The sequence below is a fragment of the Asticcacaulis sp. DW145 genome, assembly GCF_037101385.1.
Classification (GTDB): Bacteria; Pseudomonadota; Alphaproteobacteria; order Caulobacterales; family Caulobacteraceae; genus Asticcacaulis; species Asticcacaulis currens.
This window is the reverse complement of the sequence record NZ_AP029024.1, coordinates 810,170-836,825: the sequence shown is the minus strand read 5'-3', so window position 1 is coordinate 836,825 and position 26,656 is coordinate 810,170. Positions and strand designations below refer to the sequence as shown.

Below are 26,656 nucleotides of genomic sequence, written 5' to 3'. Positions count from 1 at the left end.
TGTTCTGTACCTTTCCCCTTACGAAACGAACGGGAACTGGAAGTGCTTCAGGAGAGCCTTGGCTTCCTTGTCGCTCTTCGCCGTGGTGCAGACAACAATGTCCATGCCCCACATCTGGTCGATCTGATCGTAGTTGATTTCCGGGAACACGATGTGTTCCTTCAGGCCCATGGCGTAGTTGCCACGACCGTCGAAGGAGTTACCGTTCAGGCCGCGGAAGTCCTTCACGCGCGGCAGCGCGATCGTGATCAGGCGATCCAGGAATTCATACATACGATGCTTGCGCAGCGTCACCTTGGCGCCGATCACCATGCCTTCGCGCAGCTTGAAGCCAGCGATAGACTTACGGGCCTTGGTTTCAGCCGGCTTCTGACCGGTGATAGCGGCCAGGTCCGCAATCGCGGCCTTGACCTTCTTGGAGTCGGCAACGGCTTCGCCGATACCCATGTTCACGACGATCTTGTCGAGCTTGGGGACCTGCATTTCGTTGGTGTAGCCGAACTCTTCCTTCAGCGCCGCGCGGATCTTGTCCTGATAGACGGCCTTGAGGCGCGGGGTATAAGCTTGATCAGCCATTGATGACCTCACCGGTGCTCTTGGCGAAGCGCACCTTCTTGTCGCCTTCGACGCGGAAACCGACGCGGGTCGGCTTGCCGTTGGCATCAGCCACGGCGACGTTCGAAAGGTGAAGCGAGGCTTCCTTGTTGATGATACCGCCTTGCGGGTTCGTTTGCGAAGCGCGCGTGTGGCGCTGAACGATATTGATACCCTGAACAACGACGCGGTTCTCGGTCGGGAGAACCTTCAGGACGGTGCCGGTGCGGCCTTTGTCCTTACCCGTCAGGACGACGACTTTGTCGCCCTTCTTAACCTTCGCAGCCATTAGAGGACCTCCGGCGCCAGCGAGATGATCTTCATGTGGTTCTTGGCGCGCAGCTCGCGCGGAACCGGCCCGAAGATACGGGTGCCGATGGGCTCACCCGACTTGTTCACGATCACAGCGGCGTTGGTGTCGAAACGGATCACCGAACCGTCCTTGCGCTGGATGTCTTTCGAGGTGCGCACGACGATGGCGCGCAGAACGTCACCCTTCTTCACGCGGCCACGGGGGATCGCTTCCTTAACCGAGACGACGATCAGGTCACCCACCGAGGCGTAACGGCGCTTGGAGCCGCCCAACACCTTGATGCACATGACCCGGCGCGCGCCCGAATTATCGGCAACGTCCAGATTAGTTTGCATCTGAATCATAATTCAAACTTTCCAAAATCTCGCAAAAGGCCCCCACCCTTTCGGGCGCAGACTTCCGCGAAGACGACTGAGGATTCCGAGGAAGCGGGCCTTAAACCCTATTTCCTCCGAATAAGCAAACGGAAAAATGCTCAACGAAGCCGTTCCGCCCGTTTGGGGTGGAGGTTCCGTGAGCATCTCTCCGGTTCAACGTCTGCGAAGGGTTTTCCGCGAAATCCCGAAGGCAGGCGGAACCTGATCGCAAATGTCAAAAGACCGAAACCAGGAAGGCTGAATAGCCTTCCGGGCCTCTGATGTCTTAGGCTGCGTCCTTGGGAAGCACTTCCCAGGTCTTCAGCTTGGACTTCGGCGCGCACTCGATGATACGAGCGACTTCGCCGGCCTTGTAGGTGTTGTTTTCATCGTGAGCGTGGTAGCGCTTTGAAACGCGCACCGGCTTCTTCAGAACCGGGTGCAGAACGGTACGCTCGACCTTCACGACGATGGTCTTGTTGCCCTTGTCAGAAACAACCAGACCTTCAAGAATGCGCTTGGGCATGGTCTATTCCTTTAGGCAGACTTCTGAGTGGTCAGAAGCGACTTGATGCGCGCGATGTCCTTGCGGACTTCGTTCACACGGTGGGTCTTCTCCAGTTGGCCGGTGGCCTTCTGGAAACGAAGGTTGAACTGTTCCTTCTTGAGGTTCAGCAGTTCTTCCTGAAGCTGATCGGGGGTCTTGCCCCGCAGGTCGGCAATCTTGGTCATGGTCCTTACTCCGCCGCAATGCCGGCGTCGAGACGGGTCACGACGCGGGTACGAACCGGCAGCTTGGCCGCGCCGAGGCGCAGAGCTTCACGGGCGATGTCGTCCGCGACGCCGTCGATTTCAAACAGGATACGGCCGGGGGCCACGCGGGCCGCCCAGTAATCCACGGAACCCTTACCGGAACCCATCCGGACTTCGGCGGGCTTGCCCGTGACGGGCAGGTCCGGGAAGATACGGATCCAGACGCGGCCCTGACGCTTCATTTGACGCGTGATGGCCCGACGGGCGGCTTCGATCTGACGGGCGGTCAGGCGCTCAGGCTCGACCGTCTTCAGACCATAGGAACCAAAGTTCAGCGTGTAGCCGCCCTTGGCATTACCGTGGATGCGGCCCTTGAAGGCCTTACGGTATTTTGTGCGCTTAGGAAGCAGCATAGCGATCAGGCCTCCTTATTGTTGCGATCGCGGCGCGGGCCACGGTTGTTACGCTCGCCGCGCTCCGGACGCTCGTTCGACGACGGGCCCGAAGCTTCCTGCGACCAGCGCTTGTCCTGGGCCATCGGATCGTGCTCAAGGACTTCGCCCTTGAAGATCCACACCTTGACGCCGATGATGCCGTAGGTGGTCAGGGCTTCGGCAAAGCCGAAGTCGATGTCCGCACGCAGGGTGTGCAGCGGCACGCGACCTTCACGGTACCATTCCATACGGGCGATTTCCGCACCGCCGAGACGACCCGACAGGTTCATACGGATGCCCTTGGCGCCCAGACGCATGGCCGACTGGATCGAACGCTTCATGGCGCGGCGGAAAGCCACGCGGCGTTCCAGCTGCTGAGCGATGGATTCGGCGACCAGTTGCGAATCGACTTCCGGCTTGCGGACTTCGACCAGGTTCAGGAACACTTCGCCTTCGGTGAGGGCAGAGATGTCCTTACGCAGCTTGTCGATGTCAGCACCCTTCTTGCCGATCACCACGCCCGGCCGGGCGGCATAGATGGTGATGCGGCACTTCTTGTGCGGACGCTCGATGATGATGCGCGACACGCCGGCGGCGTTCAGCTTTTCCTTCAGTTCCTTACGGATCTTCAGGTCCTGGTGCAGCAGCTTCGCGTATTCCTGACGGGCGGCGAACCAGCGCGAGTCCCAGGTACGGTTGACGCCGAGGCGCAGACCGATCGGATTGACTTTCTGACCCATTAGGCAGCCTCTTGACCAAGTTCACGGACGACGATGGTCAGTTCCGAGAAGGGCTTCAGGATACGCGACGAGCGACCGCGGGCGCGGGACGCAAAGCGCTTCATGACGATGTTCTTGCCCACATAGGCCTCGGCGACAAACAGGTTGTCGATGTCGAGGTTGTGGTTGTTTTCGGCGTTGGAGATCGCCGAATACAGGGCCTTGCGAACGTCGCCGGCGATGCGCTTGTGCGAGAACTCAAGCTCGTTGAGCGCGCGCTGGACCTTCAGGCCGCGGATCGACTGGGCCACCAGGTTCAGCTTGTAAGGGCTGATGCGGATGGAGACCAGCTTGGCGCGGGCTTCGGTCGGCTTTACGCGGCGAGGATTGGACGTTTGCGACATGGCTTACTTCCTCTTCGCCTTCTTGTCAGCGGCGTGACCCGGGAAGTTCCGCGTGGGCGAAAATTCACCGAGCTTCATGCCGACCATGTCTTCCGACACCAGCACCGGCACGTGCTTCTGACCGTTATAAACACCAAAGGTGAGCCCCACAAACTGGGGCATGATGACAGAGCGGCGCGACCACGTCTTGATGACGTCCTTGCGACCGCCGGCCTGAGCCGCTTCCGCCTTCTTAAGAAGGTGGCCATCGACAAAGGGACCTTTCCATACGGAGCGAGCCATGGATTAGCGAGCCTTCTTGAGGTGACGCGAGCGGATGATGAACTTATCCGTCGCTTTGTTGGTACGGGTCTTGCGGCCCTTGGTGGGCTTGCCCCACGGGGTGACCGGGTTACGACCGCCCGATGTGCGGCCTTCACCACCACCGTGCGGGTGGTCGATCGGGTTCATGGCCACACCACGAACGTGCGGACGCCAGCCCTTGTGACGGGCGCGACCAGCCTTACCCAGGCTTTCGTTCATGTGGTCCGGGTTGGACACGGCACCGACGGTGGCCATGCAGGTGTCGAGCACCATGCGCAGTTCACCCGAACCCAGACGGATCTGGGCGTAACCGGCGTCGCGGCCAACGAGCTGAGCATAGGCCCCAGCCGAACGGGCCAGCTGACCACCCTTCATGGGCTTCAGCTCGACATTGTGGATGATCGTACCGACCGGCAGCGAACGCAGCGGCGCGGCGTTACCCGGCTTCACGTCCACCTTTTCCGAGGCGATGATGGTGTCACCGGCCTTGAGGCGTTGCGGAGCCAGGATGTAGGCCTTTTCGCCGTCGGCATAGTTGATCAGCGCGATGAAGGCGGTGCGGTTCGGGTCATACTCCAGACGCTCCACCGTACCGGCCACGTCGAACTTGCGACGCTTGAAGTCGATGATGCGATAGAGCTTCTTGGCGCCGCCGCCACGGAAGCGGACGGCCACACGACCGCCGGCACCACGGCCGCCGGACTTGGTGAGACCTTCGACCAGAGCCTTCTCAGGACGGCCCTTGTGCAGCTCGGAACGGTCAACGAGAACCAGTTCGCGACGACCGGGCGAGGTGGGGTTGAATTGCTTCAAAGCCATTGTTCAATCCTCTCCTTACAGACCGGTGGTGATGTCGATGGATTGGCCCTCTTCGAGGGTGACAATCGCCTTCTTGACATCGTTGCGACGGCCCATGATGCCCTTGAAGCGCTTGGTCTTGCCCTTCGTGACAACCGTGTTCACCTTGACAACCTTGACGTTGAACAGAGCTTCAACGGCCGAGGCGATCTCGTCCTTCGAGGAGTCGAGCGACACCTTGAAGACCACCTTGTTCTGTTCAGACAGAACGGTCGCCTTTTCGGTGATGTGCGGCGCCAGGATGACGTCGTAATTGCGGATAGTAGCAGCCATAACTTAGGCCTCCACTTTGAAGCGGGCTTCGATCGCTTCCACCGCCGACTTCGTCAGAACTAGCGTCTGGCGGCGCAGAACGTCATAAACGTTCAGACCGGCCGACGGCAGGACGTCGATATTCGGGATGTTGCGCGAAGCAAGCGCGAAGTTGGTGTCAACTTCCGGGCCCGCGATGATGAGAGCGTTCTTCAGGCCCAGCGTTTCGAACTTAGCACGAAGCGCGGCGGTCTTGGCCGAGTCGAGCGTGGCCTGATCGAGGACGATCAGCGCACCGGCCTTGGCCTTCGAGGACAGGGCGTGACGCAGACCCAGGGCGCGGACCTTCTTTTGCAGGTCGAAGGCGTGCGAGCGAACGACCGGACCGAAGGCGCGCGAACCGCCGACGAATTGCGGTGCACGGCGAGAACCGTGACGGGCGCCGCCGGAGCCCTTTTGCTTGTACATCTTCTTACCCGTGCGAGAATTCTCGTTGCGGGTCTGAACCTTGTGCGTACCGGCGCGGCGCTTGGCCAGTTGCCAGTTGACGACGCGGGCCAGGATGTCGTTGCGGATCTCTTCGAGGCCGAAAACGGCGTCAGAGACGTCAACCGAACCGGCCTTGCCGTTGTCGAGAGTGATAACGTCGAGTTTCATGATTATTCAGCACCCTCTTCTTGAGCGGGCGCTTCCTCAGCTTGAGCCGGAGCGGCAGCAGCCTTCTTGAGGCCGGCCGGGAACGGCAGGGCCTGCGGGGCCGACTTCTTCACGGCGTCGCGGATCTTGACGAACGAGCCTTCCGCACCGGGCACAGCGCCACGGATGAAGATCAGGCCGCGCTCGGCGTCGATGCGAACGACTTCGAGGTTGAGCGTTGTGACGGTTTCCACACCATAGTGACCGGCCATCTTCTTGCCGGGGAAGGTGCGGCCCGGATCCTGACGGTTACCCGTCGAACCGTGGGCGCGGTGCGAGACCGACACGCCGTGGGTGGCGCGCATACCGCCGAAGTTCCAGCGCTTCATGGCACCGGCAAAACCCTTACCGATGGTCGTGCCCTGAATGTCAACGCGCTGACCTTCGACGAAGTGATCGGCCGAAAATTCGGCGCCAACTTCTACGAGGGCGTCTTCGGAGACGCGGAACTCGGACAGGATGGCCTTGGGCTCAACCTGAGCCTTGGCGAAGCGTTCACGCTCAGGCTTGGAGACGTTCTTGGCCTTGCGGGTACCGGCACCCAGTTGCAGGGCGGTGTAGCCGTCCTTGTCCTTGGTACGCTGAGCCACAACCTGGCAGCCTTCGAGCGAGAGGACGGTGACGGGGACGTGCTGGCCTTGCGCGTCGAAATAACGCGTCATGCCGAGCTTTTTTGCGAGGAGACCTGTTCTCATGACCGGGCCCCTTAAATCTTGATCTCGACGTCCACACCAGCGGACAGGTCGAGCTTCATCAGCGCGTCGACGGTCTGCGGGGTGGGATCGACGATGTCCAGCACGCGCTTGTGCGTGCGGATTTCGAACTGTTCACGGGACTTCTTATCGACGTGCGGCGAACGGTTCACGGTGAAGCGCTCAATCAGCGTCGGCAGGGGGATCGGCCCCCGGACGGTAGCACCGGTGCGCTTGGCCGTGTTCACGATTTCACGTGTGGAATGGTCCAGCACGCGGTGATCGAAGGCCTTGAGCCTGATGCGGATATTCTGACGATCCATATCGCTCTTATTCCAAGTTAAGGGGTTGCGTATCCCGCGTCCGTTGAACCATTTCAAAGACCAGCTTCGATCCAAAAACAGAGACCGACGCGTTATCCGCAAAAACAAAGCCGCGCAGCGTGAGCTGCGTGGCCATTCGGAAAGTCTGGAAGCGTCACCTTATATAAAGACGAGGCCGCCGACTTAATTTCGTAATATGCGGACCGCGTATGAAGCCTGAACCTCACGGCCGATCCAACAGAGGTCGCGTATATGCCGAAGGAGTCGGCCCGCGTCAACCCCCGCCCTCATAATTCTTTGGAAGTTAAGCGGCTATATCGTTTGGGGCCGGCGCCTGGGACGGCGCATTGGCCCTCAGGCGGCTGATCCCCCGCCGGAAGAGGGCCTGAATCGCGTCGCGTTTGCCTTTTGGGCAGGTTTCGCAGGCCCGAATGGTGCGCAGACGCCGTTGCAGGCTCAGTCTTATACCCCGCAGCTTCTCCCGCGCAACCGGAGACAGGGCAACCACTGCATCAAACACGACCGTCATCAGGCTGGCGCGCGCCTCGACCGTCCCTTCAAGACAGACGCGCGCCGGGCTGGTCATGGTGTGCTTGTAACACTCTCCGCCCGCCCCGAAGTCCACCTGGGTGATGCCTCGTTCGGCCACGTGCTGCATGATGCGCAACGACAGAAGAATACCGGGGCTATAGCGGTGATAGGCTTCAGCATAGGCCGGAAACCAGAAATGCATATAGGTGCCGCGGATCAGGCAAATTTCCGCCGCCACCAGCACCGGCTCCGGACCACGCGTGTCACGGAAGACCCCTACCCTCAGACCGAAGCCCTCGTCCTGACGCTTGGCCAACTCACTCAGCAGGTTGAGTGTCCAGCCACAGCCGAAGACATCGTGCATCCCCGAACGGCTATACTGCTCACGCTTCTGGTCGATCACCCATTGCAGCAGGTCGGGCGTGACGCGCTCAAACGTAAAGGCGAAACCACCAAAGTCCTTTTCGACATTGCGCTGACAGCGGCCGACATTCTTATAGAATTTGTGATGCTGCGCCTTTTGTCGCGCCAGGTAGGCCTCATAGCCGCCGCTCAGATCGGCAATCTGCGTCACCGCTTCGATGGTGCGGGCGCGGGCATTGCCGGCGGACATATCCCCTACCCAGCCCATGAATTCGAGGCGGTGGGCCTTGAGGCTGCGCAGCAGCAGCGGATAGTCCATGACGAAGGACGCATCGGCAATGACACCGTGATAGTCGGTCAGCGGCGCGCCTAGCGGCTGAATGGTGCGGCCACGCAACTGATAGGGCAGGAAACCAGCGATGTTGGCGTGTTCGTCATAAAGCCGCGCAATATGAGCGTCCGGCACGCTCTGCCCGATGTCCATGACATAGCGCACATCGAAATAGGGCCCGATCAGATCGGGGCGCCGCGATATAAACCCCTCCCAGGCTGCAATATCTTCGGCGGTCAGCGCCTCGGGCGCGACGCTTTCGATGCGAGTCAGTCTGGCCATCCGGCTCTCCTGCGTAACTTTGCAACCAGATGTACAGTGGCAAGGTTTATATTGCCCTAAGTCGAACGGTTAACTCGACCTGTCTGGCGTGATGGCCGGGCAGGCAAGAAGCTGCACTCAGTAATACGGATAGGCTGTGTCTTGCCCCCGGCAGGGGGCATCGTCAGGTGGTGATAGACCATGGCCAGTCCGGTTTCCGTCAGATCGCAGTTCAACAGATTGTCTCTGCGCGCAGCGCTACGCATCCAAGCGCACATGACCGCTTCCGCATCCGGATAGTCGACAGGCAGATTTTCCGCCACGAGGGTCCAGCGATAGCCGGTTTGACTTACACGTTGCGCAGGATTGGCTTTGTCGGGTGCACATGGTTGAAGAAATTGCGTTCGGCCATAGAATGTGCCTGATCGTCTGCAGCGGTGTCCAGACGGTGATTGGGCACCAGCGGCGCACAGCCCTTCGCCTCTCGCTCTAGATTAACGGGATCAATCCGCCTGTTGCGCCGAAGCCGGGGCGACCATCAAGGACCAACACACAGCCATCAGGGGAAGCCTCTCCCCCTCATCCTTGTCTCTTGCGCTGGATCAGGGCGTCCAGCACCTGCCCGTCTATATCGGTATTGATCTGCATCCACAACGGCAGGTGGTCGGACAACTGATAGGTGAAGGCGTCCTTGTCCATGTCCGGATAGGTGTCCGCCGGGAACAGCGGGCGATGATCGCCGGCATAGAAGTCCAGCACGCCACCGGCATTGGTGAAGCTTTCGGTGAACTGGGTGAAGTGCAGCATCTGGTCGTAACGTTTGTCGCGGGCCAGATTGGAGCCGAACTCATCCTTGGCCAGAGCTGTCGGTATCTTCAGGCCGCATTCGAGCAGGGCCTTGAGCATCGGGCTGTCGCGGGTCGGAATGTTGAAGTCCCCCATGACGATGATGTCCTTGTCTTCTGCGGTCTTTTCCTTCGTCTTAGCGCCGATCCACGCCGCCAGACTTTCGATCTCCTTCAGGCGCGCGGCTTCTGTATCGCCCCAGCGCACGTGGGTGGTGAAGGCGAGAAAGTCGAAATTACCGGATTTGAACGAGGCCAGATACGGCGACCGCCACCAGCTTTGATCCGTCAGATATTCGCTGCCGCGCTTACTGCGCGGGGGAGATGGCTCGGCGGCCAGACCGTTGAACACGACCGCGCGTGTATCGAACAGGTAACAGATGCGTTCGTAATTGCCGCCCTGATCACGCACCGCGTCGGAATAGACCACATCCCAATAGGGTCCCAATATGGGCAGGACCCGTTGCAGGTCGGACAGATTGTCGCGCAGTTCGACCACACCGATCAGATCAAACTGCCCCAGTATCTCGGCAATATAATGTATGGCCGCCTGGGTCCGGCGTTTCTTGCCGAATTCCCGTATGTTCCAGGTAGCGATGTTGAGCGTTTCATCCAGTTTCGACGGCGGAATCTTCGCCGCTTCGATCCGCTTGCGCAGGGTCTTCAGCCCTTCTGCAATCTCCAGACTGACATTGCCGTGAAACATCGCACCCTCCCCGTTTCAACCCACAGGAGAATGCACACTTTTCGTGTCGCTGTCGATAAGGGGAGGCTTTTTCAATGGAGATCAAGACGGCCCGGAAGGCACACAAAAAACCCCCTGAGACAAGCTCAGGGGGTTTCTTTAGTCTGATCGGTGTGGACGGCCCGCTTAGGAGCAGAAACCGAGACCTTTGCAATTAAGCAAGGATCTTCGCCACAACGCCGGCGCCGACGGTGCGGCCACCTTCACGGATAGCGAAGCGGAGCTTCTCTTCCATGGCGATCGGGGTGATCAGTTCGACGTTCAGCTCGGCGTTGTCGCCCGGCATGATCATCTCAACGCCTTCCTTCAGCGTCACGATGCCGGTCACGTCGGTCGTGCGGAAGTAGAACTGCGGACGATAGTTGGTGAAGAACGGCGTGTGACGGCCGCCTTCTTCCTTCGTCAGGATGTAGGCTTCGGCAACGAACTTGGTGTGCGGGGTGATCGAGCCCGGCTTGCAGAGAACCTGACCGCGCTCAACGTCTTCACGCTTCGTGCCGCGCAGCAGAACGCCTACGTTGTCACCGGCTTCACCCTGGTCGAGCAGCTTGCGGAACATTTCGACGCCCGTGCAGGTCGTCTTCTGAACCGGACGGATGCCGACGATTTCGACTTCTTCACCGACCTTCACGATACCGCGCTCGACGCGGCCCGTCACAACCGTACCACGGCCCGAGATCGAGAACACGTCTTCGACCGGCATCAAGAAGGGCTGGTCGACCGGGCGAGCCGGCTGCGGGATGTACTCGTCCACGGTCTTCATCAGAGCGAGGATCTGGGTTTCGCCGATTTCCGGGTTCACGCCATCGGTAGCGGCCTTGGCCGAGCCTTTGGTGATGGGGATATCGTCGCCCGGGAACTGGTAGGACGACAGAAGTTCACGAACTTCCATTTCGACGAGCTCGAGCAGCTCTTCGTCGTCGACCAGGTCAACCTTGTTCATGAACACGACCAGAGCCGGCACGCCAACCTGACGGGCGAGCAGGATGTGTTCACGGGTTTGCGGCATCGGGCCGTCAGCAGCCGACACGACCAGGATAGCGCCGTCCATCTGAGCGGCACCGGTGATCATGTTCTTCACGTAGTCGGCGTGACCCGGGCAGTCAACGTGAGCGTAGTGACGGTTTTCCGTCTCATACTCAACGTGGGCGGTGTTGATGGTGATGCCGCGGGCCTTTTCTTCCGGAGCGGCGTCGATATCTTCGTACTTCTTGGCGGTAGCGCCGCCCGACTTGGCCAGCGTCATCGTGATCGCGGCGGTCAGGGTGGTCTTGCCGTGGTCAACGTGACCAATGGTGCCGATGTTGCAGTGCGGCTTTGTACGGTTAAATTTTTCCTTGGCCATTTCAAATCCCCGCAAATATGCGGGCCTTCACTCGGTTAGGGGTTGGAAACTGGGGGCACTCCGCCCCGGAAATCCGTGTCGTCATCCTTGCGGATTTCCGGTTCGGGGCGCAGTGGGGATGGCCCGTAGCATAGTCTTTGCTACGGGCCAAATGGTTTTTAGGCATACTTCTTGATCACTTCGTCGGCCACGTGCTGCGGCACGGGCTCGTAGTGGTCGTACACCATGGTGAACTGCGCACGGCCTTGCGACATACCGCGCAGGGTATTCACGTAACCGAACATGTTCGCCAGCGGAACGAAGGCGTCAACGACGATGGCGTTACCGCGCATGTCCTGACCCTGGATCATGCCGCGACGACCGTTGAGGTCGCCGATGACCGAACCCAGATACTCTTCCGGAGTCACGACTTCGACCTTCATGATCGGCTCAAGCAGCTTCGGGCCGCCCTTTTCGCGCAGTTCCTTAAAGGCGGCGCGAGAGGCGATTTCGAAGGCCAGGACCGACGAGTCAACGTCGTGGAAAGCGCCGTCGATCAGTGTGGCCTTGAAGTCGATCAGCGGGAAGCCGGCCAGAAGACCGTTTTCCTTGGCCGATTCGAGGCCCTTGGTGACGCCCGGAATATATTCCTTCGGCACCGCGCCGCCGACGATGGCCGACTCGAACACGAAGCCCGTGCCCGGCTCGCCCGGTTCGAACACCAGCTTGACGCGGGCGAACTGGCCGGTACCACCGGTTTGCTTTTTGTGCGTGTAGTCGATTTCCGCCTTGCGGGTGATCGATTCGCGGTAGGCCACCTGCGGCGCGCCGATATTGGCTTCGACCTTATAGGTGCGCTTCAGGATGTCGATTTTGATGTCGAGGTGCAGTTCGCCCATGCCCTTCAGGATCGTCTGACCCGACTCGTGGTCGGTCGAAACGGTGAAGGACGGGTCTTCGGCGGCCAGCTTCGACAGGGCGACGCCCAGCTTTTCCTGGTCGGCCTTCGACTTGGGCTCGACGGCGATTTCGATAACCGGGGCCGGGAACTCCATGCGCTCCAGGATGACCGGCGACTTCAGCGGATCGCAGAGCGTGTCGCCCGTGCGGGTGTCCTTGAGGCCCGCCAGAGCGACGATGTCGCCAGCGAAGGCTTCCTTGATGTCTTCACGGTTGTTGGAGTGCATGAGCAACATGCGGCCAACGCGTTCACGCTTGTCGCGCGTCGAGTTCAGCAGGCCCATACCGGCTTCGAGCTTGCCCGAATAGATACGGCAGAAGGTCAGCGAGCCGACGAAGGGGTCGTCCATGATCTTGAACGCCAGAACCGACAGGGGTTCATCGTCCGAGGCCTTGCGGGTGACTTCTTCTTCGGTCTTGTAGTCGATGCCCTTGGTCGCGGGAATATCGACCGGCGACGGCAGATAATCCACAACGGCGTCGAGGAGCGTCTGAACGCCCTTGTTCTTGAACGCCGAACCGCAGAGGATCGGGAAGAAGGCCGAGGTCAGAACCGCCTTACGGATGCACTTCTTCAGGGTCTCTTCCGACGGCTCGTTGCCTTCGAGATAGGCTTCCATCGCCTCGTCGTCGAGTTCGACGGCGTTGTCGATGAGGTACTGACGGGCTTCGTTGGCCTTTTCGACCAGATCAGCCGGGATCTCTTCGTCGTGGTACGACGCGCCCAGACCGTCATTGTCCCACACCACGGCCTTCATGCGGACGACGTCCACAAGGCCCTTCAGCGAGGATTCGGCACCGATCGGGAACTGGATCGGCACAGCCTTGGCACCCAGACGGTCGCGGATCGACTCGACCGACTTGTCGAAGTCGGCGCCGATCTTGTCCATCTTGTTGACGAAGACGATACGCGGCACGTTGTACTTGTCGGCCTGACGCCAGACGGTTTCGGTTTGCGGCTCAACACCGGCGTTACCGTCGAGCACGGCCACAGCGCCGTCGAGGACGCGGAGCGAACGCTCGACTTCGATGGTGAAGTCCACGTGGCCCGGCGTGTCGATGATGTTCAGGCGCTTGCCTTGCCAGAAGGCGGTCGTCGCGGCGGACGTGATGGTGATGCCGCGCTCCTGCTCCTGCTCCATCCAGTCCATGGTGGCAGCGCCATCGTGGACTTCGCCGATCTTGTGGCTCTTGCCGGTGTAGTAGAGGATACGTTCCGTAGTCGTGGTCTTGCCGGCGTCGATGTGCGCCATGATACCAAAGTTACGGTAGTCCTCGATTTTGTGACTGCGGGGCATGTACGGGCCTCAGACAAAAAGGGGAATTAAAAAAAGTTCGTAGGAACTATGCGCAGACGCGGGAGACTTGCCGAAGGAAGTCGCCCGCGCCTTATAGAGCTTTTTTGACAGGACCATGACAGCCCTGTCCCGCAAGCCGTTACCAGCGGTAGTGCGCGAACGCGCGGTTGGCTTCGGCCATCTTGTGCGTGTCTTCGCGCTTCTTCACCGCGGTGCCGCGGTTGTTGGAAGCGTCGAGCAGCTCGCCGGCCAGCTTTTCGGTCATGGTGTTTTCACCACGCTTGCGCGCGGCGTTGACCAGCCAGCGGATGGCGAGGGCCCGGCGGCGGTCCGGACGGACTTCGACGGGCACCTGATAGGTGGCACCGCCGACGCGGCGGGAACGCACTTCGATGGACGGGGCGACGTTGTCGAGGGCCGCATGGAAGGTCTCGACCGCAGTCGCGTCCTTCTTCTTGGCTTCGAGGATGTCGAAGGCACCGTAAACGATGTTTTCGGCGACGGCCTTCTTACCTTCGTACATGACGTAGTTCATGAACTTGGTGACAACGAGATCCCCGAACTTGGGATCGGGCAGAACTTCACGCTTCTCTGCGCGGTGACGACGGGACATATGAGTCTATCCTTACTTCGGACGCTTCGCACCGTAGTGCGAACGGCGCTGCTTACGGTTCTTGACGCCTTGCGTGTCGAGCACGCCGCGCAGGATGTGGTAACGGACACCCGGAAGGTCCTTCACGCGGCCGCCGCGGATCAGAACCACGGAGTGTTCCTGAAGGTTGTGGCCGACGCCGGGGATGTAGCACACCGATTCGATGCCGGAGGTCAGACGGACCTTGGCAACCTTACGCAGAGCCGAGTTCGGCTTCTTCGGGGTCGTAGTGTAAACGCGCGTACACACGCCGCGACGCTGGGGCGAGCCCTTCAGGGCCGGCACCTTGTTGCGCTTCGGGTTCGGCTTGCGCGGCTTGCGGATAAGCTGGTTAATCGTGGGCATTTAATCTCTTGCCTTAGATGGGGAGGCCTGTGCCGTTTGGCCGGGCGACCTCGGTTGGGATGTAGCCTTCAGAAGCATCGGAAACGACAAACACAAAAGCCGCAACCCGCGCTTTGGGGGTTACGGCGGGCACGCAGGCCCTTGTCTCAATCGCTCTGAAAACGGACCCTTGCAGGTCCCGCCTCAAAAAAGATTGCGGGGCTATACAGGAGCCCCCCCTGCGGGTCAAGCAGGATTCGCTCAGGCGCTCTTGCGCGTAGTCACGGCGTGCTGGCGCAATGTGTCAAAGAAGGTCTGCACCTGCTGGCTCAGCTGCGCCGCGTCGCTGTTGAGTGACGCCGCCGCGCTGCCGACAACAGTTGAGGTCCCCGCCGTATGGTCGATGGCCTGGGTGACACGCGCGACATTTTCCGACAGGGCCTGCGCCCCGCTTGAGGTGCGCATGACGCTTCGGGCGATTTCCTGCGTTGCCGCCCCCTGCTGTTCAGCCGTGGCAGCGATGGCGGTGGCAATCTGTTCCACCTCGCTCATAGAAGCGGAAATACGTTCGATGGCCGACACAGCGTTGCGGGTGGCCCCCTGTATCTCATTGATCTGGCGCGTGATGTTATCGGTGGCGCGTGAGGTCTGGGTGGCCAGTTGCTTGACCTCGGTGGCCACCACGGCGAAACCGCGTCCGGCCTCCCCTGCCCGGGCCGCCTCGATCGTGGCATTGAGCGCCAGCAGATTGGTCTGAGACGCGATAGTCTGGATCAGGTTGACCACCTCACCGACCTGACGCGCCGAATCGAGCAGGTTGTTGATATCGCTGCGTGAGGCATCCATCAGGCGCACCGTATCTGAGATCGAAGCCGCCGCATTGGCGATCTGCGACGAGACCTCATTGATAGATTTCGACAATTCTTCCGCCGCCGCGGCCACAGAGGACACGCTGTCGGCGGTGTCGCGCGAAGCGGTAGCGATACCGCGCGCGTGGTCGGAGGCGCCGGTCACGACCGACGCCATGTCTTCGGCGGCGTCGCTGAGTCCGCTGCCGGACTGACGCAGCTTATTGAGAATACCAAAGGCCGCCGACTGAAACGTACCGATGGCGGTTTCTGTCTGCTCGGCCTGACGGCGGCGCTCTTCCAGCAGGACTGTCTGATAGGTGGAGATAGCCAGGTCCAGATCAAGCAGTATGGCCTTGTTGACCGCCTCGATCTGCGCCTGCGCCTTTTTCGGTGCAAAGCGGCTGCGCACCAGAATGAGGCCCGTCAATTCATTGAGGACAAAGCGATAGGCCCCGATATACCAGCGCGGTTCCAGCCCGATCCGCTCATGGGCCCGGCCGATCTTCTGGGTTTCGCACAGATAGGCCTCATCGAAGGCGCCGGAGAAGATACGTTCCCAGTGGCGGAATTGCGCGCCTTCCAGCGCCGCCTGACGATCGCCGGCCATGGCCTTCAGGTGCGGATATTGGAACAGATGGGCGTAGAAGCGGCGTAATATGTCCGGCAGTTGCGGGGCAATCAACGGCCAAAGGGCGCGAAGGGCGGCGCGGTCCGCAGGCGTAATCTGAGCAAATTCAAGCCTTTGATTCAGGTCAATCTGAAGATTAGACTGAAAACGGGTTTCAATACCGGGCTGAAGATCGGTCATTACGCTACTCCCTACACGCGACACCAGGAAAAAGGACTAACGTCCGGTAGTCGCGCGCCGAAGACTGCACGTAAAGCGGTTAATGAAGCCTGAAGCTTCAGACCCGCCCAAACAGCGACAAAGGGTCACACTGCGCGCCGCCTTTGACCTACTTCTCGCCTTTCGCGACGTAGGCGGCTACGCCCTTGGGCGGCAGGATAAGGCGCAGATTACCTTCCTCTGCCGTTAGCTGCGCCGGTGCGCCGAGGTCCAAGGCCGAGGTCCACACCCCGTCGCCCTTCGTCTGAAAGGTCTGCGCAGTGGCAGACAGGTTGATGAATACCAGCGCCTTTTGCCCCTCCCTCTGACGCGCAAAGACGAGCGCCTCCTCCCCGGCCTTCGACAGAAGCGTAAGCGTTCCATCTGCCAGTACCGGATGCGCCTGCCGCGCCAGATAGAGGGCGCGGTAATACTCCAATAGACTGCCCCCTTCGCCGGACTGGGCCTTTACATTATGGGTAGCCGCATTGGTCGCATAGGCGCGATAGGGCCTGGCCGCCTTGGTGAAGCCGTGCCCGGCCGAGCCGTCCCAGCTCATCGGGGCGCGCAGTCCGGGATCGTCATACTTGCCATTATTGGCCAGTCCGATCTCTTCGCCGTAGTAGGAAAACGGCGTATCAGACGCCAGCACCGAGACAGCCGCCGCTACACGGTAACTGCCGGCATCGAGATCGTGGATCAGGCGGTCGCCGACATAGGAATCGTGGCTTTGCAGGACCAGCGGCATCAGGGAGCGCTTGTCCGACGCCAGTTGCGTCGCCAGCTTTGATGACAGCTTGCCCTCGCGCGCGCTGGACTTGATTTCCTTTTGCGTGCCGAAGGCGAAGGAGTTCGTACAGGCCTCACCCGCATAGAGGGCGGGCTGTTCGGAAGCTTCGCAGATCAGGTAGCGGTTGGGATAGGCTTTGACGACCGCATTGACCTGTTTAAGGACCTCAAGGTTTTCCGGCTGATCCATATAGGCGGTGGGGCCATTTTCGACCAGCATGGTCACGGCGTCGATACGGAAGCCATCAACGCCCTTGTTCAGCCAAAAGCGGAAATTGTCGGCGTGATAGTCAATCACCCGCTGATTTTTCAGGTTGAAGTCCGGCATCTGATCGTCGAACAGGCCATAGAAATAACCTTTGCCGACCTTGTTTTGGCGCCACGGCCCCCAGGAAAAGCCCGCCCAATTCGGGTCCTTGTCGGCGAAGATGTACCAGTCGCGATAAGGCGAGGTTTTCGATTTCGCGGCGCTGATGAAGATCGGGTTGTCACTGGCCGAATGGTTCATCACATAGTCGATGATGACGCCGATACCGCGCTTGTGCGCCTCGGCCACGAAGCGCTCGAAATCCGCCATCGTCCCATAGGCCGGATTGACGGCGCGATAGTCGCTGACGGCGTAGCCATGGTCCTTGTCTGCCGACGGGTGCATAGGCATGAGCCAAATGCCGGTGACCCCCAGGCTTTTCAGATAGTCGAGCCGCGAGGTCAGTCCGTTGAAATCACCGATGCCGTCGCCGTCAGAGTCCTGATAGGAGCGGACAAAGATTTCCATAAAGGTGGCGCTGCGGTTCCAGTGAGCGGGCAAGCCATTGTCGCGTGGCTCGGCGATGACCTTGGATACGTCGATCTTAGAGCGCATTCCGAAAAGTGTGCAGCGGTTTTCGAAATTAAATGCGCGACAAAACAGACCGCTGGAGCGAGATTTCGATTCCGTCTGAACGAACTCCGCTCTAGCCGTCTGCGCGTGAGCGCCCGTGGCCATCAGCGCACACGCCAGCGCCACGCCTATCAGCGGTTTAATAACCATGCTCTGTCTCCCTGTCTTTTGCCGCAGGAAAACACAGGCGCTCATTTGCGAACAGACATCCGGCGGATGAATACGTATGCGGGGTTAGCTGCGACCGCTTAAGGAGCCTGGTTCTTCAGCAACGCGCGGCTGATCAGAGTCGCTTTTGACATAGTGCTCATTGGCCAGACCCCTGCCGTTCGGCGTCTTGGGCTGCATCCGCTCGTCCTTGCTGTCTTTTTCGTCGGCATAGGATTCGCCCGCTTCGCCGTTTGAGGGTTTGTCGCGTGAAAAATGTTCCCGCACATCGGCGGTTTCGGCCTTTTGCGGATCATCAGTCTTATATGGGGCGGTCATAGACTTCTCCTTGCTTACGATTGAGACAAAAAAGCCCGGCCTGAGCCGGGGACACTCAGACCGGGCCGATTATGTTGCACGCGCTGTCAAAAGCGACGTGTGTAGGACAGGGTTGCTCGTTTCATGCCCTGACAGGGTAGGCCGCCAGACATTAAAAGACGCGAGGCGAGGCGTTACCGCTTCATAAGAAAGCGATCAGAGTGCGCGCAATACCGGCTCGGCCTCGGTCAGCGAAGCCTCCAGAATCTCGACAATGCGGTCGATCTCGCCCTCGGTGATGATCAGCGGCGGGCACATGACGATGGTGTCACGGATGCCGCGCACCATCAGACCGTTCTTGATACAGATGTCACGCACCACCGGACCGGCGTGGCCTTCGGCCCCCTTGAAGCGTGTATTGGTGCCCATTTCGGCGACGATTTCCACTGCGCCGAGCAGACCGATAGAGCGCGCTTCGCCGACCAGCGGATGGCCGTCGAGGCGCTTCAGGGCCTGCGCCAGATAGGGACCGGTTACCTCGCGCGTGCGCTCGATCAAGCCCTCGCGCTCGATAATGCCGATATTGGCAAGCGCCACGGCACACGCCGCCGGGTGACCCGAATAGGTATAGCCGTGCACGAAGTCGCCGCCAGTTTTCAGAACCTCGACGATCTGTGACGACACGCCAACCGCCGAAATCGGCAGATAGCCCGACGACAACCCCTTGGCCATGGCGATAACATCCGGCTTGACGCCGTAATGCTGATGGCCGAACCACTGACCCAGACGCCCAAAGCCGCAGATCACTTCGTCGCAGATCAGGAGGATACCGTACTTGCGGCACAGGGCCTCGACCTTGGGCCAGTAGCTTTCCGGCGGGATGACGACACCGCCGGCGCCCTGTACCGGCTCACCGATGAAGGCCGCGACCTTGTCCGGCCCGACGCTGAGGATACGGTCTTCGATGTCCTGAACGCAGGCATCAGCAAAGGCGTCCGGGTCCTGACCGAAGCCTTCGCCGAACAGGTAGGGCTGACGCACGTGCTCGATGCCGGGAATGGGCAGCCCCCCCTGCGCGTGCATGAAGGTCATGCCGCCCAGCGACGCACCGGCGACGGTTGAACCGTGATAGGCATTGCGACGCGAGATGAAGACCTGACGCTCCGGTTCGCCCTTCAGCGTCCAGTAGTGACGAACCAGACGGAAGACCGTGTCATTGGCCTCAGACCCCGACGAGTTGAAGAAGACGTGCTTGAGGTCCGGATTGCCCAGAACCATCTTCTCGGCGATCTTGGCCGCCAGCCGCACCGCCGGGGCGGTCGCCGTCTTGAAGAAGGTGTTGTAATAGGGCAGTTCCAGCATCTGCTTATAGGCCGCTTCGGCCAGTTCGCTGCGCCCGTAGCCGACATTGACGCACCACAGCCCGGCCATGCCATCCAGCAGCGATTTGCCGTCGATATCCGTGATCACACAGCCTTCGGCATGGGTGATAATACGGCTGCCACCCAGTTGTTCCAGCAGGGCATAGTCGGCCTGCGCCGGCAGGTGGTGCGCCAGATCGAGCGCCTTCAGTTCGGCGGAGTCGTTGTTTTTGAGCGAAATATTCATAACGGGCGCTCCATAACGGAAAGGGTCTCATGTGACTATAGCCCCGCCCCGGCAAAAGCGGAATGGCCAAATCACGGGCCGCGCAAAATTGTGATCACAATTTACGGAATGACTGTGATGGAAATGATAGGAACGAGGGATTGCACAGATTTCACAGAAAGATAGGTGTCCCGAGGGCCCCGCACTGGTGCGCAGCGCCCATCTGTGTAATCTGTGGTTCTAACCTTACTGGCACCACCTCCAAACTGAACGCTGCAAGGCTTATCAGGCGAGGCAAATTAGATCGCGTTTCCGCGCACCGCTGCGCCGAGCAAGCGGAAAAAGGCCTGACGGTCAGGATAAAGCTCCGGTTGCCATTCCGGGTGCCACTGCACCCCCAGCACCTGAGCGCCGCCGATATTGGCGCTGAAGGCCTCGACAACCCCATCCGGGGCCACGGCTTCGACGTTTAACCCCTCCGCCAGCCGGTCCACCCCCTGAAAATGCACCGAATTGACCGTCAGCGCCTCGCGCGCGACCGCGCGCGCCAGCACGCCAGCGGGGGTAAGGGTCACTGGGTGTCGGTGCTCGAACATATCGGCGAAACGGGCTTCTGCGGGTGCATGATGATCAAGACGCCCGGAGCCCTCAGGTGCTGTCCCCAGATCCCCGCGCAGCGTACCGCCCAGCGCCACATTGATCTCCTGAAAACCCCGGCAAATTCCGAAGACCGGCTTGCCCATCAGGGTCAGACTTTCGATCAGAGAAAACGACACCTCATCGCGCTCGGTGTCGAACGGCCCCTCTCCGCCCGCCTGGCCATAGCGGCGCGCTTCAATGTTGGAGGGCGATCCGGTCAGCAAAAGCCCGTCCAATCGCGAAGCAACGGAACGGGCGTCAAAGAAACCGGTAATGGCCGGGATGAGAAGCGCGGAGCATTCGGCGTAGGTCGTTGCGGCGCGGACGTAACGGTCCATCACCGCCTGCGCCATCTCGACGCCAAAGTCACGATGGCAGCAACTGATGCCGATGACCGGCAGGGCTTCGTGCATCCGCCGCTCCGTGTCGCGGCTTATTTGCGGCCGAACAGCCAGTCGAAGAAGCCGCGCTTCTTGACCTGCGCCTGCGCCTTCTTGACCTCTTCCTGCACCTTATGGGCCTCGGTTTGCGCCTTGGCCACGGCCTCTTCGACAGCCTCCTTGGCCTCGTTCAACACCGGCTTGGCCTTTTCAACAGCCTCATCCAGCTTTTCTTTGGCAGAGGCGGCAACCTCTTCGGCCTTGTGCACCGCTTCCTCGATCTTCGGCTTGGCGGCTTCGACGACATCGTCGAGCCTAGCCTTCGCCTGTTCGACGACGGGCTTGGCAGCCTCAGCCGCGTCTTCCAGCTTTTCCTTGGCGACGGCGGCAGCCGCGCTGGCGGTCTTTGCGGCCTTGTCGAGTGCCGGCTTGGCGCGCTTGACGGCCTTATCGATCTCGCCCTGAGCGGCCTCGACAGCCTTGGTGGCACGGGTGCGCGCCTTGGCGACCTTCGGCTCGACCGCAGCCACGCTCTTGGCTGCACGGGTCGTCGTGCGGGTGACCTTCTTGACCTCGGCTTCGACGACCTTTTCAGCCTTCTCGACCTTGGCCTTGGCAGTCTTGGCCGCTTTTTCGATCTGGGCGGTCGCCGCCTTGGTCGCGGTTTCCGCCTTCTTGGTCACAGCGGCGGCCGTTTTGGCTGCCTTCTTGGCGGTGGCATCGGCAGCCTTGACGGTCTTTTCGGTCGCGGCCTTTACGGCAGTTTCTGCCGCCGCCTTGGGTGCGGGCGCCTTGCGGGCGATCGTCTTTTTCACTCCGGCATCCGCCGGAATCTCCGCCGCCTTTACCGTCTTCGTCTTTTTTTCCGTCGCCATTGCCTACTTTCCCATTGGCGTAAGGGCCCCCTTACGCATAAAAGACCGTTGAAACGCTTCCGTCACATCGAATCGGACGATCTGCAAAGCCTACAATGACTTATAATCCACAACAAATCATCGCAAAAGGCCCCCGTCAGGTGGCGGAAACCGCCGCAGAGGCCATCGACAACGATGCCTGGCTCGAAGGCGCGACCTATTCCATCCTCGAAGAGGATGAGGACCGCAATATCTGGCGCATCGACGCCTTCCCCACGACCGAGGAGGAAGATCAGCGTTTACAAGAGCTTCTGGCAGAGTATCCGGAGCTGATCGTCACCGCAGATCAACTGGCCGATGCCGACTGGCTGGCCATGGCCCTGTCGGGTCTGCCGCCCGTGCGCGCCGGACGATTCTTCGTGTACGGTATTCACGATCGCGGCAAAAAGCCGCTCAATGCGGTTAATCTGCGTATCGAAGCCGGGGCTGCCTTCGGTACGGGGCACCACGGGACGACGGTCGGCTGCTTGTGGGCCTATAACGATCTGTTAAAAAAACACCATTATGAGCGCGTGCTGGATGTCGGCGCGGGCACGGGCGTGCTGGCCATCGCCGCCGCCAAGACTGGCACGAAATACGCCGTCGGCACCGATATCGACGCCATCAGCGTGCGCATCTCCAACGAAAACGCTAAGCTCAATTCGGCTGGTGCTCGTTTTGTTTGGGCCAATGGCCTGAACCACAAGGACGTACGCAAGGACGCCCCCTACGATCTGGTCTTTGCCAACATTCTGGCGCGTCCGCTGGTCGGTCTGTCGCAGTCGATAAAGTTGGCGCTCAGGCCGGGCGGCACGGTCATCCTGTCGGGCCTGTTGCGCACGCAGGAGCGCTTCGTCAAGGCCGCCTATCTGTCCAAGGGCTTCCGTGTCGTGCGCCGAATCCACCGCGACGCCTGGTGCACGCTTGTGATGCAGCGGGGTGGTTAAGGGTATTTAGTACCCGTAATCGGCCTTGCCGCCAGCCTTGGCTACCACCTCTATGCCGTCGATACGCATGCTCTTGTCGACGGCTTTCAGCATGTCATAGAGGGTCAGCGCCGCCACCGACACAGCGGTCAGGGCCTCCATCTCGACGCCCGTCTGCCCTGACGTCTTCACCTCCGCGCTCAGGCGAAAGCCTGGCAAGGTGTCATCCATCGCAATCTCAAGCCCGACCTTCGTCAGGCTCAACGGGTGGCACAGGGGGATCAGGTCGGCCGTTTTCTTGGCCGCCATAGTGCCGGCGATTTCAGCCGTGGCGATCACCGCCCCCTTGGGCGCCGTGCCCTCGCGTACCATCGCCAGCGTCTCAGGGGCGCAGATCAGCCGCCCCTCAGCGCGGGCTTTGCGCGCCGTCACGGCCTTCGCCCCGACATCGACCATATGGGCGCGGCCATCCTTACCTATGTGTGACAGGCTGTTTTCGCTCATCATGTCCACCGTTTCAGATCGTCAGCGTCTTTGGCCGTAGGCTCAACCCAACGCGCAAAGCCCTCGCCGATCTCACGCTTCCACAAAGCCGCCTCGGACTTCAGCCGGTCCATTAGATAGTCGGCCGCCTCAAAGGCCGCCCGCCGATGCGACGAGGCCGCCGCCACAAACACAATCTCGTCCTCGGCCTGAACCTCGCCGCATCGATGCGCCACCAGCAGCGCCAGCACGTCGAAGCGCGCGGCGGCGGCCTCTGCGATATCCGTCAGGCTCTGCTCGGTCATGCCGGGATACCAGTCGAGCCACAGATGCGACACCGCGCCGTCGGTCGTCTCCCCCCGCACCCGGCCGGAAAAGGTGACAATGGCTCCGGCTCCGCGATTCGCCTCCACGAAACGGCGATACAGCGTTTGACCGTCGAGGGCCTGGGGCAAAAGCAGGGTTTCGACCGTTGCCACGCCTCAGCCTCCGGAAAAGACAGGAAAGAAGGCGACCTCATCGCCGGCCTGCAAGGAGCGATCCTCCTGGGTTAACCCCTGATTGACGCTCATTAGCACCCGCTCACGCGACAATGCGCCCGACGCAAAGGCAGTGCCCAACACGCTCTGGCGCAGGGTGAACAGGCTCATGTCCGTATCAGCGAAATCCAGTACGCGCTGCCGTTCACCCAGTGTGTCGGCCACCTTGCCAAAAAAGAGAACTGTGATCTGCATCACGCTCCGAGGGAAAATCTGTTGAGTAAAATCATCCACTCACAAAATTACCTTATTCTTTTTTCACGAAAAGCTGTAAGTTGCGCGGCGGCGGACGTTTTACGATCGCCATGCACGCAGGACGCGGGGGGTGTCAATGCCTGTATGTTTTATTCCCTTTCAGGGCCGGTACTAGGTTCGAATGGCCATACTTAACAATCGTATTTTACGGCTTTTGGCCAAGTCCGGTTTACTGGGGCAACGGAACGTCCGGTTATCGCTGGCCGATCCCAATGACCAGATTTCGTACAAGTCGCTGCTGCAAAGGCCACAGGTCCATCTGGACCACGAGGCGCTAAGCGCCTTCTACGCCGGCAAACGTATCCTTATCACCGGGGGCGGCGGCTCGATCGGCTCGGAAATCGCGCGTCAGGCCCTGCGACTGGGGGCGGCACACGTCACTTTGATCGACCACACCGAACTGGCGCTTTACGATGTCGAGCAGTCGCTAAATCTGGAGTTCGGCAAGCCTCCGGTCAGCCTGATCCTGTGCTCCATCCGGCGCAAAGCCCGCCTTGAAGCTATTTTCGTAGCGCAGAAGCCGGACGTTATCTTCCACGCGGCGGCGCTCAAACACGTCCCGATGGTTGAGATCAATCCGTCGGAAGGGGTGCTGACCAATGTCATGGGCACGCAGTATGTCATCGACGCAGCGCAAGCCGCCAATGTGAAACAGCTGGTCCTCATCTCGTCGGATAAGGCGGTCGCCCCGGCCTCGATGATGGGGGCGACGAAGCGTCTGGCCGAACACCTGATTTCGTCGCAGATGGGCCACCTCAATCAGGCCTGCGTCGTGCGCTTCGGCAATGTGCTGGGCTCGACGGGCTCTGTAGTGCCGCTGTTCCGCGCCCAGATTGAGCGCGGCGGGCCGATTACGCTGACCGACCCCAAGGTCGAACGCTTTTTCATGACCATCTTCGAGGCGGTGCAACTGGTCATGACAGCGGCCATGCACAACGCTACGAACCTGTCGGAAAAATCGAGCCTCTACATTCTCGAAATGGGTGAGCCCATTCGTATCTACGATCTGGCCCGGCGCATGATCGAAATGTATGGCCTCAAGGTCGATAAGGACATCCAGATCGTTCTGACCGGCCTGCGCGACGGCGAAAAGATCACCGAGGCGCTTCTCGATGACAATGAAATCCGCGAACCCTTACGCCCCGGTATCTTCAAGGTGGTCAATCAGGCGATGGACCTGCACCTGCCGCCGCACCTGATGAGCGAGTTGTTTACGCTGGCCGAACGCGGCGAGGACGAAATCGTCAAGGCGCAGGTCTTCCACTTTGTGAAAACACTGCGCGACTATTCACCACCGCCGCCTGCGCCTCAGCCGGAAAAAGTTTAAGGTGAAGTTCAAAAAACCCCCGCTGGTGACAGCGGGGGTTTTTGGTCTAGTATTGCTCAGTCTTTATGCGGGTCTTCGGCATCGGGATCATCCGTGGTGAGGAATTCGAACCAGATCCCGTTCAAAATCCCGAAGGTCACCGCCAGACCGAGGCCCAGCACCCAGGTAAAATACCACATTTTGCAACTCCTTGCCTGACGACGTCAGGCTCAAGAAAGATGTGAAAAATTTTCGAAGGGCCGCCCCAAGAAAATTTTTCGCCATCCTGAGAAGGGGGCACATGGGGGAAACAGGGTTTCCCCCATGCTCTCAATAGAGGTCCGGATTCGTCTTCAACGCCTTCACTTCGATGCGGCCGAACAGCACCTTATAGACCCACGCCGTGTAGAGCAGGACGATGGGCAGGAAGACCAGCGTCACACCCAGCATGATGAACAGGGTGGTGTGCGAGCTGGAGGCCGTCCACACCAGCAGGCTGGAGCGGGCATCGACGGTCGAAGGCAGGATGATGGGGAACATCGAAACGCCCACGCTGCCGATAATGCCCAGCACGCCGATGGAAGACCCGATGAAGGCCCACGGATCGGCCTTGGTCTTCAGCCCCAGAAGCGCCAGCAGCGCGCCTACGAAACCCAGTACCGGTGCGGCTATCATCCACGGATATTTGCCGTAGTTAAGAAGCCAGGCCCCGGCCTCTTTGACGACCTCGGCATTGCGGGGATTGGACGGGCCATCGGCGGCAATGTCGCCCACGACCTTGAAGCCCAGACCGCCATAGGCGAGATAGACGCCACCCAGCGCAAAGAGAACGATCACGGCCAGAGCGGCATAAACGCCGTAGGTGATGGCGCGGTCACGCAGGGCCCCTTTTTCGATCTTCAGCGACACCCAGGTCGCCCCTTGCAGCAGCAGCATGGCCACGGAGGTCAGGCCGCACAGGACGGTGAAGGGGCTGAACAGGCCGAGCAGACCGCCCAGAAACTGATCGTGATAGGTGATGCGCAGGTCGCTATCGAGGCTGAACGGCGCGCCCTGAAGCACATTGCCGACGGCCACACCGAAGACCAGAGCCGGGACAAAACCGCCGACGAACAGCGCCCAGTCCCAGTTGTTGCGCCACGCCTTGCCCGGCCGCTTGGAGCGGTACTTGAAGCCGACCGGACGCAGGATCAGTGCGGACAGCACAAGGAACATGGCCAGATAGAAGCCGGAGAAGCTCACCGCATAGACGAAGGGCCAGGCGGCAAAGATGGCGCCGCCCCCCAGGATGAGCCACACCTGATTGCCTTCCCAGGTGGCCGAGACGGTATTGATCACAGCCCGGCGTTCTTCGTCGGTTTTGGCGACGAACGGCAGGGTTGCCAGCGTGCCCAGTGCGTAGCCGTCCATAATGGCGAAGCCGATCAGCAGCACGCCCATGAGCAGCCACCAGATGACCCGCAAGGTCATGTAGTCGATAGGTAGTTCCATAAGGGTTACTCCTTT

Annotated in this window: 33 protein-coding genes; 2 read left to right on the top strand and 31 right to left on the bottom strand. The window is 60.4% G+C overall.

The window, feature by feature from the left end; translation table 11 throughout:
• Nucleotides 1–18: 18 nt before the first annotated feature.
• The 26 genes from rplE to AACH73_RS03750 form a co-directional block, all read right to left on the bottom strand.
• Nucleotides 19–576 (bottom strand): 50S ribosomal protein L5, encoded by a 558-nt coding sequence (rplE, locus tag AACH73_RS03875; RefSeq protein ID WP_013478470.1) that lies wholly within the window; start codon nucleotides 574–576, stop codon nucleotides 19–21.
• Nucleotides 569–883 (bottom strand): 50S ribosomal protein L24, encoded by a 315-nt coding sequence (rplX, locus tag AACH73_RS03870; RefSeq protein WP_126420980.1) that lies wholly within the window; start codon nucleotides 881–883, stop codon nucleotides 569–571. The genes rplE and rplX overlap by 8 nt, the downstream gene beginning before the upstream one ends.
• Nucleotides 883–1,251 (bottom strand): 50S ribosomal protein L14, encoded by a 369-nt coding sequence (gene rplN, locus AACH73_RS03865; protein ID WP_013478468.1) that lies wholly within the window; start codon nucleotides 1,249–1,251, stop codon nucleotides 883–885. Before rplN ends, rplX begins: the two co-directional genes overlap by 1 nt.
• Nucleotides 1,252–1,549: 298 nt before the next feature.
• Nucleotides 1,550–1,789, bottom strand: a complete 240-nt coding sequence (gene rpsQ / locus AACH73_RS03860) for a 30S ribosomal protein S17 (RefSeq protein WP_013478467.1) — start codon at nucleotides 1,787–1,789, stop codon at nucleotides 1,550–1,552.
• An 11-nt stretch (nucleotides 1,790–1,800) separates the two neighbouring features.
• Nucleotides 1,801–1,995, bottom strand: a complete 195-nt coding sequence (rpmC, locus tag AACH73_RS03855) for a 50S ribosomal protein L29 (protein ID WP_013478466.1) — start codon at nucleotides 1,993–1,995, stop codon at nucleotides 1,801–1,803.
• A 5-nt stretch (nucleotides 1,996–2,000) separates the two neighbouring features.
• Nucleotides 2,001–2,429 carry a 50S ribosomal protein L16 gene (gene rplP / locus AACH73_RS03850; protein WP_013478465.1) on the bottom strand — a complete coding sequence of 143 codons (429 nt, stop codon included), beginning with the start codon at nucleotides 2,427–2,429 and terminating at the stop codon, nucleotides 2,001–2,003.
• A gap of 5 nt (nucleotides 2,430–2,434) precedes the next feature.
• A complete protein-coding gene (gene rpsC, locus AACH73_RS03845) occupies nucleotides 2,435–3,190 on the bottom strand; it encodes a 30S ribosomal protein S3 (protein WP_013478464.1) in 756 nt (251 codons plus the stop codon).
• A complete protein-coding gene (gene rplV / locus AACH73_RS03840; protein ID WP_013478463.1) occupies nucleotides 3,190–3,573 on the bottom strand; it encodes a 50S ribosomal protein L22 in 384 nt (127 codons plus the stop codon). The genes rpsC and rplV overlap by 1 nt, the downstream gene beginning before the upstream one ends.
• A gap of 3 nt (nucleotides 3,574–3,576) precedes the next feature.
• Nucleotides 3,577–3,855, bottom strand: a complete 279-nt coding sequence (gene rpsS, locus AACH73_RS03835) for a 30S ribosomal protein S19 (protein WP_013478462.1) — start codon at nucleotides 3,853–3,855, stop codon at nucleotides 3,577–3,579.
• Between the two features lie 3 nt (nucleotides 3,856–3,858).
• The gene (rplB, locus tag AACH73_RS03830) at nucleotides 3,859–4,695 is read right to left on the bottom strand and encodes a 50S ribosomal protein L2 (RefSeq protein WP_013478461.1); all 837 of its coding nucleotides are present in this window, start codon (nucleotides 4,693–4,695) and stop codon (nucleotides 3,859–3,861) included.
• Between the two features lie 15 nt (nucleotides 4,696–4,710).
• Complete coding sequence (locus tag AACH73_RS03825) at nucleotides 4,711–5,007, bottom strand: 50S ribosomal protein L23 (RefSeq protein ID WP_107874122.1); 297 nt, start codon at nucleotides 5,005–5,007, stop codon at nucleotides 4,711–4,713.
• A gap of 3 nt (nucleotides 5,008–5,010) precedes the next feature.
• The gene (gene rplD, locus AACH73_RS03820) at nucleotides 5,011–5,643 is read right to left on the bottom strand and encodes a 50S ribosomal protein L4 (protein ID WP_272740527.1); all 633 of its coding nucleotides are present in this window, start codon (nucleotides 5,641–5,643) and stop codon (nucleotides 5,011–5,013) included.
• A 2-nt stretch (nucleotides 5,644–5,645) separates the two neighbouring features.
• Complete coding sequence (gene rplC, locus AACH73_RS03815; protein WP_013478458.1) at nucleotides 5,646–6,377, bottom strand: 50S ribosomal protein L3; 732 nt, start codon at nucleotides 6,375–6,377, stop codon at nucleotides 5,646–5,648.
• An 11-nt stretch (nucleotides 6,378–6,388) separates the two neighbouring features.
• Nucleotides 6,389–6,697, bottom strand: a complete 309-nt coding sequence (rpsJ, locus tag AACH73_RS03810) for a 30S ribosomal protein S10 (protein WP_006273890.1) — start codon at nucleotides 6,695–6,697, stop codon at nucleotides 6,389–6,391.
• A gap of 304 nt (nucleotides 6,698–7,001) precedes the next feature.
• Nucleotides 7,002–8,204, bottom strand: coding sequence for a GNAT family N-acetyltransferase (locus AACH73_RS03805; protein ID WP_338735486.1), 1,203 nt, complete (start codon nucleotides 8,202–8,204; stop codon nucleotides 7,002–7,004).
• A 558-nt stretch (nucleotides 8,205–8,762) separates the two neighbouring features.
• The gene (locus tag AACH73_RS03800) at nucleotides 8,763–9,734 is read right to left on the bottom strand and encodes an endonuclease/exonuclease/phosphatase family protein (protein WP_272740529.1); all 972 of its coding nucleotides are present in this window, start codon (nucleotides 9,732–9,734) and stop codon (nucleotides 8,763–8,765) included.
• A 193-nt stretch (nucleotides 9,735–9,927) separates the two neighbouring features.
• On the bottom strand, nucleotides 9,928–11,118 hold the full coding sequence (gene tuf, locus AACH73_RS03795) for an elongation factor Tu (RefSeq protein ID WP_013478455.1): 1,191 nt from the start codon (nucleotides 11,116–11,118) through the stop codon (nucleotides 9,928–9,930).
• A gap of 158 nt (nucleotides 11,119–11,276) precedes the next feature.
• The gene (gene fusA, locus AACH73_RS03790; protein ID WP_272740530.1) at nucleotides 11,277–13,355 is read right to left on the bottom strand and encodes an elongation factor G; all 2,079 of its coding nucleotides are present in this window, start codon (nucleotides 13,353–13,355) and stop codon (nucleotides 11,277–11,279) included.
• A 139-nt stretch (nucleotides 13,356–13,494) separates the two neighbouring features.
• Nucleotides 13,495–13,968, bottom strand: coding sequence for a 30S ribosomal protein S7 (rpsG, locus tag AACH73_RS03785; protein WP_013478453.1), 474 nt, complete (start codon nucleotides 13,966–13,968; stop codon nucleotides 13,495–13,497).
• Between the two features lie 12 nt (nucleotides 13,969–13,980).
• Nucleotides 13,981–14,352 (bottom strand): 30S ribosomal protein S12, encoded by a 372-nt coding sequence (gene rpsL / locus AACH73_RS03780; RefSeq protein ID WP_013478452.1) that lies wholly within the window; start codon nucleotides 14,350–14,352, stop codon nucleotides 13,981–13,983.
• Nucleotides 14,353–14,592: 240 nt separating this feature from the next.
• Nucleotides 14,593–15,990, bottom strand: coding sequence for a globin-coupled sensor protein (locus AACH73_RS03775; RefSeq protein ID WP_272740531.1), 1,398 nt, complete (start codon nucleotides 15,988–15,990; stop codon nucleotides 14,593–14,595).
• Nucleotides 15,991–16,138: 148 nt separating this feature from the next.
• A complete protein-coding gene (locus AACH73_RS03770) occupies nucleotides 16,139–17,827 on the bottom strand; it encodes an alpha-amylase family glycosyl hydrolase (RefSeq protein WP_338735485.1) in 1,689 nt (562 codons plus the stop codon).
• 84 nt (nucleotides 17,828–17,911) lie between these two features.
• Nucleotides 17,912–18,163 (bottom strand): hypothetical protein, encoded by a 252-nt coding sequence (locus AACH73_RS03765; protein WP_338735484.1) that lies wholly within the window; start codon nucleotides 18,161–18,163, stop codon nucleotides 17,912–17,914.
• A gap of 195 nt (nucleotides 18,164–18,358) precedes the next feature.
• Complete coding sequence (locus AACH73_RS03760; RefSeq protein ID WP_338735483.1) at nucleotides 18,359–19,750, bottom strand: aspartate aminotransferase family protein; 1,392 nt, start codon at nucleotides 19,748–19,750, stop codon at nucleotides 18,359–18,361.
• 278 nt (nucleotides 19,751–20,028) lie between these two features.
• Nucleotides 20,029–20,781, bottom strand: a complete 753-nt coding sequence (locus tag AACH73_RS03755; protein ID WP_338735482.1) for a gamma-glutamyl-gamma-aminobutyrate hydrolase family protein — start codon at nucleotides 20,779–20,781, stop codon at nucleotides 20,029–20,031.
• Nucleotides 20,782–20,801: 20 nt separating this feature from the next.
• Entirely contained in the window at nucleotides 20,802–21,623 is an 822-nt protein-coding gene (locus AACH73_RS03750) for a hypothetical protein (protein WP_272740536.1), read from the bottom strand.
• Between the two features lie 95 nt (nucleotides 21,624–21,718).
• On the opposite strand from AACH73_RS03750, the gene AACH73_RS03745 reads away from it, so the two are divergent.
• The gene (locus AACH73_RS03745; protein ID WP_272740537.1) at nucleotides 21,719–22,588 is read left to right on the top strand and encodes a 50S ribosomal protein L11 methyltransferase; all 870 of its coding nucleotides are present in this window, start codon (nucleotides 21,719–21,721) and stop codon (nucleotides 22,586–22,588) included.
• A gap of 6 nt (nucleotides 22,589–22,594) precedes the next feature.
• Here AACH73_RS03745 and moaC read toward each other — a convergent pair whose 3' ends face one another.
• Genes moaC through AACH73_RS03730 form a run of 3 tightly spaced genes read right to left on the bottom strand, consistent with a single transcriptional unit; the run spans nucleotide 22,595 to nucleotide 23,823 of the window.
• Nucleotides 22,595–23,071 carry a cyclic pyranopterin monophosphate synthase MoaC gene (gene moaC / locus AACH73_RS03740; protein WP_272740538.1) on the bottom strand — a complete coding sequence of 159 codons (477 nt, stop codon included), beginning with the start codon at nucleotides 23,069–23,071 and terminating at the stop codon, nucleotides 22,595–22,597.
• Nucleotides 23,071–23,529 (bottom strand): molybdenum cofactor biosynthesis protein MoaE, encoded by a 459-nt coding sequence (locus AACH73_RS03735; protein ID WP_338735481.1) that lies wholly within the window; start codon nucleotides 23,527–23,529, stop codon nucleotides 23,071–23,073. The genes moaC and AACH73_RS03735 overlap by 1 nt, the downstream gene beginning before the upstream one ends.
• Before the next feature lie 3 nt (nucleotides 23,530–23,532).
• Nucleotides 23,533–23,823, bottom strand: coding sequence for a MoaD/ThiS family protein (locus AACH73_RS03730; protein WP_272740540.1), 291 nt, complete (start codon nucleotides 23,821–23,823; stop codon nucleotides 23,533–23,535).
• Between the two features lie 142 nt (nucleotides 23,824–23,965).
• Between AACH73_RS03730 and AACH73_RS03725 the strand changes: the two genes are divergently transcribed.
• On the top strand, nucleotides 23,966–25,171 hold the full coding sequence (locus tag AACH73_RS03725) for a polysaccharide biosynthesis protein (protein ID WP_272740541.1): 1,206 nt from the start codon (nucleotides 23,966–23,968) through the stop codon (nucleotides 25,169–25,171).
• A gap of 56 nt (nucleotides 25,172–25,227) precedes the next feature.
• Here the strand turns inward: AACH73_RS03725 and cydX are convergent, their stop codons facing one another.
• Entirely contained in the window at nucleotides 25,228–25,350 is a 123-nt protein-coding gene (gene cydX, locus AACH73_RS03720; RefSeq protein WP_126419631.1) for a cytochrome bd-I oxidase subunit CydX, read from the bottom strand.
• A gap of 130 nt (nucleotides 25,351–25,480) precedes the next feature.
• On the bottom strand, nucleotides 25,481–26,641 hold the full coding sequence (cydB, locus tag AACH73_RS03715; protein WP_338735480.1) for a cytochrome d ubiquinol oxidase subunit II: 1,161 nt from the start codon (nucleotides 26,639–26,641) through the stop codon (nucleotides 25,481–25,483).
• Between the last annotated feature and the right edge of the window lie 15 nt (nucleotides 26,642–26,656).